Raw genomic sequence first — 6,337 nt, forward strand, 5'->3', positions numbered from 1 at the left:
AGGAATCATTGAATGGCCGCCAGCGGCTCGCCGAGGGCATGCCCACCGTGAGCCAGCACCGCCGGCAAGTAGGCCGCCAGCCGGCTGAAACCGTGATCGCCGCCCGCTTCGATCAGCGTGCGGCAACCGCGATAGGCGTCGAATGCCTCGCGACAGTCGAGCGTCTCGTCGGCGGTGCCCAGTAGCAGCAGGTAACGCTCGGGCGTGAACCGCACCGGCGACAGCGCCGCAAGCTCGTCGCGGTGCGCCGACTCGATGGTGAAGCGCTCGCCGCTGTAGGGATTGACGAATGCCATGCCCAACCAGGCGCCGACTAGACGCGCGGGATTCACCGCGGGATTGATCAGCACCGCCGCCAGATCGTGGCGCTCGGCCAACACGCTAGCCAGAAAGCCGCCCATCGAGCTACCCACCAGCAATACGTTGTCGCCGAGTTCGGCGAGCGCCGCTTCGGCGCTCGCCAGGGCCTCGGCGGGCCGGTGCGACAGGTGCGGCGTGCGACACGGCAACGGCCCGCCCCGGTGCTCGATGCGCGCACAGGCTTCGCGCATCAGGCGCGCCTTGGGCGAATCGCTACCGCTGTTGAAACCGTGCAGATAGAGCACCCCGTCGACCGGGGCGACCTGCCAGGGGCCTCTCAGCATACCCTAAAACCTGGACAGATAAACAGCATTCAGCGTTGTTCCTCGGCACGCCAGACCGCCTCGATCAGGTGGCGGCTGGATTCGTCGAGCGCCTCGAGGCCTTCGCGACTGGCGAGTACGCGCTCGGTCTGGGTGGCGATCTTCTTGCCCAGCTCGACGCCCCACTGGTCGAACGGGTTGATGTCCCAGATGGTCGCCTGGACGAACACCTTGTGCTCGTAGAGCGCCACCAGCGAGCCCAGCGTGCGCGGCGTCAGGCGATCGAGCAACACCGTGGTCGACGGCTGGTTGCCGCGATAGCGCTTGTGGTTGGGCCGCGGGCCGTCGTCCTCGATCGCCTCGTCGCCTAGCATCAGCACCCGCGACTGGGCGAAGCAGTTGGCCAGGGTCAGACGATGCTGTTCCTTGAGCAACGCGCGGGTGGCGTCGTCCTCGATACGATCGTAACGGCGCATCGGCGCGATGAAATCGCACTCGACCGGCTGGGTGCCCTGGTGCAGCAGCTGATAGAAGGCGTGCTGGGCGTTGGGCCCCAGTTGCCCCCAGAGCACCGGACAGGTCGAGTAGGGCGTGGTCTGGCCATCATTGGTGGTCGACTTGCCATTGGACTCCATCTCCAGCTGTTCGAGGTAGCTGGCGAAGAACTCCAACCGGCCGTCGTATGGCAGGATCGAATGGGCGCGGATATCCAGAAAATTGACGTTCCAGATTCCCGCCAGAGCGAGCAGCACCGGCAGGTTCTCATCGAGCGGCGCGCTGGCGAAGTGGCGATCCATCTGGTGGGCGCCGGCGAGCAGCTCGCGGAAGTTGTCCATGCCCACCGCCACGGCGATCGGCAGGCCGATGGCCCCCCACAGCGAATAGCGACCACCGACCCACTCCCAGAACTCGAGCTGGTTGGCCTCGCTGATGCCCCACTCGCTCATCTTCTCGGGGCTCGCCGAGACGCCGATGAAGTGCTGGCGCATCACCAGGTCGCGATCGCCGCGGCCGTTGACCAGATGCCCCATCAGCCAGTCCTGGGCGGTGCGCGCGTTGGACAGCGTGTCGATGGTGGTGAACGACTTCGACGACAGCACGAACAGGGTGGTCTCGGGGTTGAAGCGCGTCAGGTAGTCGGCCAGTTGGGAGCCGTCCATGGTCGAAGCGAAATGCACCTCGACCGGATGGATGTCGCGCGGGCGGTAGTCGGCCAGCGCATGGGTGACCATCAGCGGCCCCAGGTCCGAACCGCCCACGCCGAGATTGACCACGTCGGTGACCGCCTTGCCGGTGGCACCGCGCCACTGGCCGGCATGGAACTTGTCGACCATCGCCTCCATGCGCTCCAGGGTGCGATGCACGCCCGGCACCACGTCTTCGCCCTCGACCTCGAGGTGCGCGTCCGCCGGCAGGCGCAGCGCGGTATGCAGCGCCGGGCGATCCTCGCTCAGGTTGACCCGCTCGCCGGCCAGCAGCCGCTCGATGCCCTCGGGCACGCCGGCGACACGCGCCAGTTCGAGCAGCTTGTCGAGCGTCTCGCGACGCCAGCGCTGCTTGGAGAGATCCAGCATCAGGCCCGCGGCGCGGCGGCTGAAATCCGGGTAGCGCTGGCCGGATTCGTGAAACAGGTCCTTGAGATGCACGTGGCGCATCGTTTCGGCGTGTCCCAGCAGCGCCTTCCAGGCGGGATGCTGGTCGATCGTCTTGGCTTCGGTCATCGGCTCCTCCTTGAACGGATCCTTGCGTATCGTACGACCGGCGGTCGTGACAGGGCGGCGTCGCGGCGGGTGCAAGCCGCTCGGCCGGTGGGTAAACTGTCGGCATTTGCCGCACGGCACTCTTACTGCTGTTGCGTTGCTATTGCGGCATACTGCGGCGGCGCTTCATCACGCCGGTTCTCCGCCCCCCACCTTCACCAAGTCTGCTTAGCGAACGCCCATGAGTGATGCATCTTACCGTGACGCGATCTTCACGACACCCCTCGACCGGGTCGCGACGTTTTCCTTCGACGAGCAGGTGGTCGCCTGCTTCCCCGACATGGTGCGCCGCTCGATCCCCGGCTACGGCCAGATCCTCGGCATGCTCGGGGTGATCGCCGAGCGCCATCTGCGCCACGGCGGCCATGTCTACGACCTGGGTTGCTCGCTGGGCGCGGTGAGCCTGGCACTGGCCGGGCGTCTTCCGCCCGGGGCGTTTTCGCTGACCGGCGTCGACCTGTCGCCGGCGATGGTCGCCCGCGCCCGCGAGACGCTCGCCGCCGAATGCCCCGAGCACGCCATCGAGGTCGTCGAGGGTGACATCCGCCACTTCGATTACCGTCCGGCGAGCATGATCGTGCTCAACTTCACCCTGCAGTTTCTCGCCCCCGGCGAGCGCGACAACCTGATGAAGTCGCTCTACGACGCACTCGAGCCGGGCGGCGTGTTGGTGCTCTCGGAGAAGATCGTCGCCGCCGACGAAGCCGAGAACGCCTGGCTGGTGGAGCGCTATCACGACTTCAAGCGCGCCAACGGCTACAGCGAGCTGGAGATCAGCCAGAAACGCACCGCGCTGGAAAACGTGCTGGTTCCGGACACGCTCGAGGCCCATCATGCGCGCCTGGCGCGGGCCGGCTTCGCCCGGAGTTCAACCTGGTTCCAGTACCTCAACTTCGCCTCGATGATCGCGTTCAAGGACGCCCAGTATCGGGACGCTCGGCCAAGGGATGCTTGGCATAGCGAAGAGGAGCGACGCTGAACGTGGACGTCACCGACCGTGCCCAACAGGCGCTCTACCACGCCTTCGTCGACCAGCAGTTGCACGCCTGGCTGGCGCGCCTGCCCGAGCAGCTCGCGCGCGGGCTCGATCGTAAGCGCCACGGCGATCTGCCCGGCTGGGAGAAGGCCGTGGCCAAGCTGCCCGAACTCGCCGAGGCGCGCGACATCGCCCTCGACCGCGACACCGTGAGCGTCGATGTCGCGCTCACCGAGGCCGACCGGCGCCGTTGTCATAACCTGCTCAAGGCCCTGATGCCATGGCGCAAGGGCCCCTATCGGCTTGCCGGCATCGATATCGACAGCGAATGGCGCTCGGACTGGAAGTGGCAGCGCGTCGCCCCGCACCTGGCGCCGCTGGCGGGCCGCCGGGTGCTCGACGTCGGCGGCGGCAACGGCTACCACGCTTGGCGCATGGCCGGAGCCGGCGCGGCGTTCGTGCTGGTGATCGACCCCTCGCCGCGCTTCTATTACCAGTTCCAGGCGGTGCGCCATTTCGTCGGCGACACCGACGGCGGGTGCACCCATTTCCTGCCGGTGGGCATCGAGGATGTCCCGGCCAATCTCGAGGCTTTCGACACGCTGTTCTCGATGGGCGTGCTCTACCATCGCGCCTCGCCGCTCGATCACCTGCTGCAATTACGCGGCGCCCTGCGCCCGGGCGGCGAGCTGGTGCTGGAGACGCTGGCGGTCGAGGGCGACGCGACGACGGTGCTGATGCCCGGCGAGCGCTATGCGCGGATGCCCAACGTCTACTTCCTGCCTTCGTCGTCGGCCTTGTGCGGCTGGCTGGAACGCTGCGGCTTCATCAACGTGCGAGTGGTCGACGAGGCACCGACCAGCCTCGACGAGCAGCGCAGTACCGAGTGGATGACCTTCCAGTCGCTGGCCGATTTCCTCGATCCAGAGGATCGAACCCGGACGGTCGAGGGTTATCCGGCACCGCGCCGCACTGTGATCATCGCCAACAAGCCCTGAAACGCAGCGACCCGCCGATGGGCGGGTCGATGGGAAAATTCACCGAGAGTCCAAAAGCGCTTCAGAATCGAGAGCGTCCTATGGCGAGAATTTTCTCGTCAGCGTCTATTCGACGGTTGCCGTGCCGGCTTCCCGTATCAGCGCATCGAACGACATCCCGGCCTGAGCCATCACGTCGACCGACTGTATCTCGCCGCCCGTGTCGTGGTCGCGCGTCGCCGCGTACTCGACCGCCTCCACCGCACTCCTGCCGTGATCGATGGCGGCCAGCGCCCACTTCCAACCAGTACCGTAGGCCACCGGGCCGTTCACCGGCATCCTGACCAGGCGGTCGAACATCTCATAGACGCCGTCGGGACCGGCGATGATCATCTCGATCCGCGATACGTTGGGCTTGGCGTTCTTCGGCGCGCCGGCATTCAGCCATTCCATGACCTCCCACCAGCCCTGCTGCTCACCGGCGAAGGCCACCCACTCACCATTGTCGAGTTTGAAAAGCTTCTGGGCGTGATTGTAGGTAGATCCGTTCACGCTGATCAGCGAATCCGTCGCCAGTGTCGCTCCATCCCATACGATAGTGGTCATCTGCGTACCTCTCGGATGTTCAGGCGAAATGCTCAGGGCATTTTCTTCTCATGGGCTTGCTTGTTATGGATTTACTTATTGTGGGCTCGCACATTCCTCGCCCTGTCTCGAGAACAGTAACGGCAGAACATGGAAGAAATCGTCATTCATCATGCCTGCTCAAGACCCGAACCAAGCGAGGAGTAACGCCGCTCGTGGCAGGTTAATCGAGAGTTTGACGCCGCAAACGACAGCGCCCCGCCGGTGTTGAAACCGGCGGGGCGCTGGGACGTAGCGCACGGCTTTCGCGGCCTACTTGGCCAACAGCTCGCGTACGTCCTTCGCCTCCCAATGCGGGAAATACTTGCGAACCAGCGCGTTGAGCTCGACCTCGAAGGCCTGCCAGTCGACCTCGCCGGCTGCGGCTGCACTATCCAGTGCGCCGCGCACCATCCCCGCGCCGACCGTGATGTTGCTCAGCCGGTCGATGACGATGAAGCTGCCGGTGCCCGGGCTGGCGCGGTAGTCGTCGACCGGCACCGGTGCGGTCAGCTCGACCCGGCAGCGGCCGATGGCGTTCAGCGCGAGCCGCTCGGCGCGGTGATGCTCGAGCGTGTTGACGTCGACCTGGTAGTCGATGGCGCTGACCTGCCCGGCGAGATCGCGGGTGGCGAGCTTGATGTCGTAGAGCTTGCCGGGCTCGAGCGCGCTGTCGTGCATCCACACGATGTCGGCTTCGAAGGCGTTGGACAGCGCGATCTCGGCGTCGGCGGCGACCAGCCAGTCCCCCCGCGAAATATCGATCTCGTCTTCCAGGGTGACGGTGATCGCCTGGCCCGGGTAGGCGGCGTCGAGATCGCCGTCGAAGGTGACGATGCGCTCGACCTGGCTGGTCTTGCCCGAGGGCAGCGCCTTGATCCGTTGCCCGGGGCGCAGGATGCCGGCGGCGAGCGTGCCGGCGTAGCCGCGGAAGTCGAGGTTGGGGCGGTTGACGTACTGCACCGGCAAGCGCAGGTCGGCGAGGTTGCTGTCGTGTGAAATCTCGACGGTCTCGAGCAGCTCGAGCAGCGGCTCACCCTGGTAGTTCTCCTGAAAGTACCAGGGCATGTTGTCACTGCGGTTGACGACGTTGTCGCCTTCCAGCGCGGAGATCGGCACGAAGCGGATGTCGCGGGCGCCGAGCTTCTCGGCGAACGCGCGATACTCGACGACGATCTCGTCGAAGCGCGCCTGGGAATAGTCGACCAGGTCCATCTTGTTGATGGCGATCACCAGGTGCTGGATGCCCAGCAGGTCAGCGATGAAGCTGTGCCGTCGGGTCTGGGTCTGCACGCCGTGGCGCGCGTCGATCAGGATCACCGCCAGGCTGGCGGTGGAGGCGCCGGTGGCCATGTTGCGGGTGTACTGCTCGTGCCC

The 6,337-nt window shown here is 66.0% G+C and carries 6 protein-coding genes; 2 read left to right on the forward strand and 4 right to left on the reverse strand.

Features of this window, described 5'->3' with window-relative positions:
- Positions 1 to 5: 5 nt before the first annotated feature.
- Together R6258_RS14975 and pgi are read right to left on the reverse strand one after the other, a co-directional pair.
- Complete coding sequence (locus R6258_RS14975; RefSeq protein WP_318452225.1) at positions 6 to 644, reverse strand: YqiA/YcfP family alpha/beta fold hydrolase; 639 nt, start codon at positions 642 to 644, stop codon at positions 6 to 8.
- 29 nt (positions 645 to 673) lie between these two features.
- Complete coding sequence (gene pgi / locus R6258_RS14980) at positions 674 to 2,344, reverse strand: glucose-6-phosphate isomerase (RefSeq protein ID WP_318452228.1); 1,671 nt, start codon at positions 2,342 to 2,344, stop codon at positions 674 to 676.
- A gap of 220 nt (positions 2,345 to 2,564) precedes the next feature.
- Between pgi and cmoA the strand changes: the two genes are divergently transcribed.
- Both cmoA and cmoB read left to right on the forward strand, forming a co-directional pair.
- Positions 2,565 to 3,362 (forward strand): carboxy-S-adenosyl-L-methionine synthase CmoA, encoded by a 798-nt coding sequence (gene cmoA, locus R6258_RS14985; protein ID WP_318452242.1) that lies wholly within the window; start codon positions 2,565 to 2,567, stop codon positions 3,360 to 3,362.
- A gap of 2 nt (positions 3,363 to 3,364) precedes the next feature.
- Complete coding sequence (cmoB, locus tag R6258_RS14990) at positions 3,365 to 4,357, forward strand: tRNA 5-methoxyuridine(34)/uridine 5-oxyacetic acid(34) synthase CmoB (RefSeq protein ID WP_318452251.1); 993 nt, start codon at positions 3,365 to 3,367, stop codon at positions 4,355 to 4,357.
- Positions 4,358 to 4,462: 105 nt separating this feature from the next.
- Here cmoB and R6258_RS14995 read toward each other — a convergent pair whose 3' ends face one another.
- Positions 4,463 to 4,942 (reverse strand): 20S proteasome subunit A/B, encoded by a 480-nt coding sequence (locus R6258_RS14995; protein ID WP_318452254.1) that lies wholly within the window; start codon positions 4,940 to 4,942, stop codon positions 4,463 to 4,465.
- A 291-nt stretch (positions 4,943 to 5,233) separates the two neighbouring features.
- Positions 5,234 to 6,337: elongation factor 1-alpha C-terminal domain-related protein (locus R6258_RS15000; protein WP_318452258.1), on the reverse strand; the 1,104-nt coding region annotated here is incomplete at its 5' end.

It is taken from the genome of Halomonas sp. HP20-15 (assembly GCF_033446685.1).
Taxonomy (GTDB): domain Bacteria; phylum Pseudomonadota; class Gammaproteobacteria; order Pseudomonadales; family Halomonadaceae; genus Modicisalibacter.

Excerpts from the sequence above, each read along its gene's own strand:
- cmoA (WP_318452242.1), top strand. The coding sequence starts at position 2,565 with ATGAGTGATGCATCTTACCGTGACGCGATCTTCACGACACCCCTCGAC.
- pgi (WP_318452228.1), bottom strand. The coding sequence starts at position 2,344 with ATGACCGAAGCCAAGACGATCGACCAGCATCCCGCCTGGAAGGCGCTG.
- R6258_RS14975 (WP_318452225.1), bottom strand. The coding sequence starts at position 644 with ATGCTGAGAGGCCCCTGGCAGGTCGCCCCGGTCGACGGGGTGCTCTAT.
- R6258_RS14995 (WP_318452254.1), bottom strand. The coding sequence starts at position 4,942 with ATGACCACTATCGTATGGGATGGAGCGACACTGGCGACGGATTCGCTG.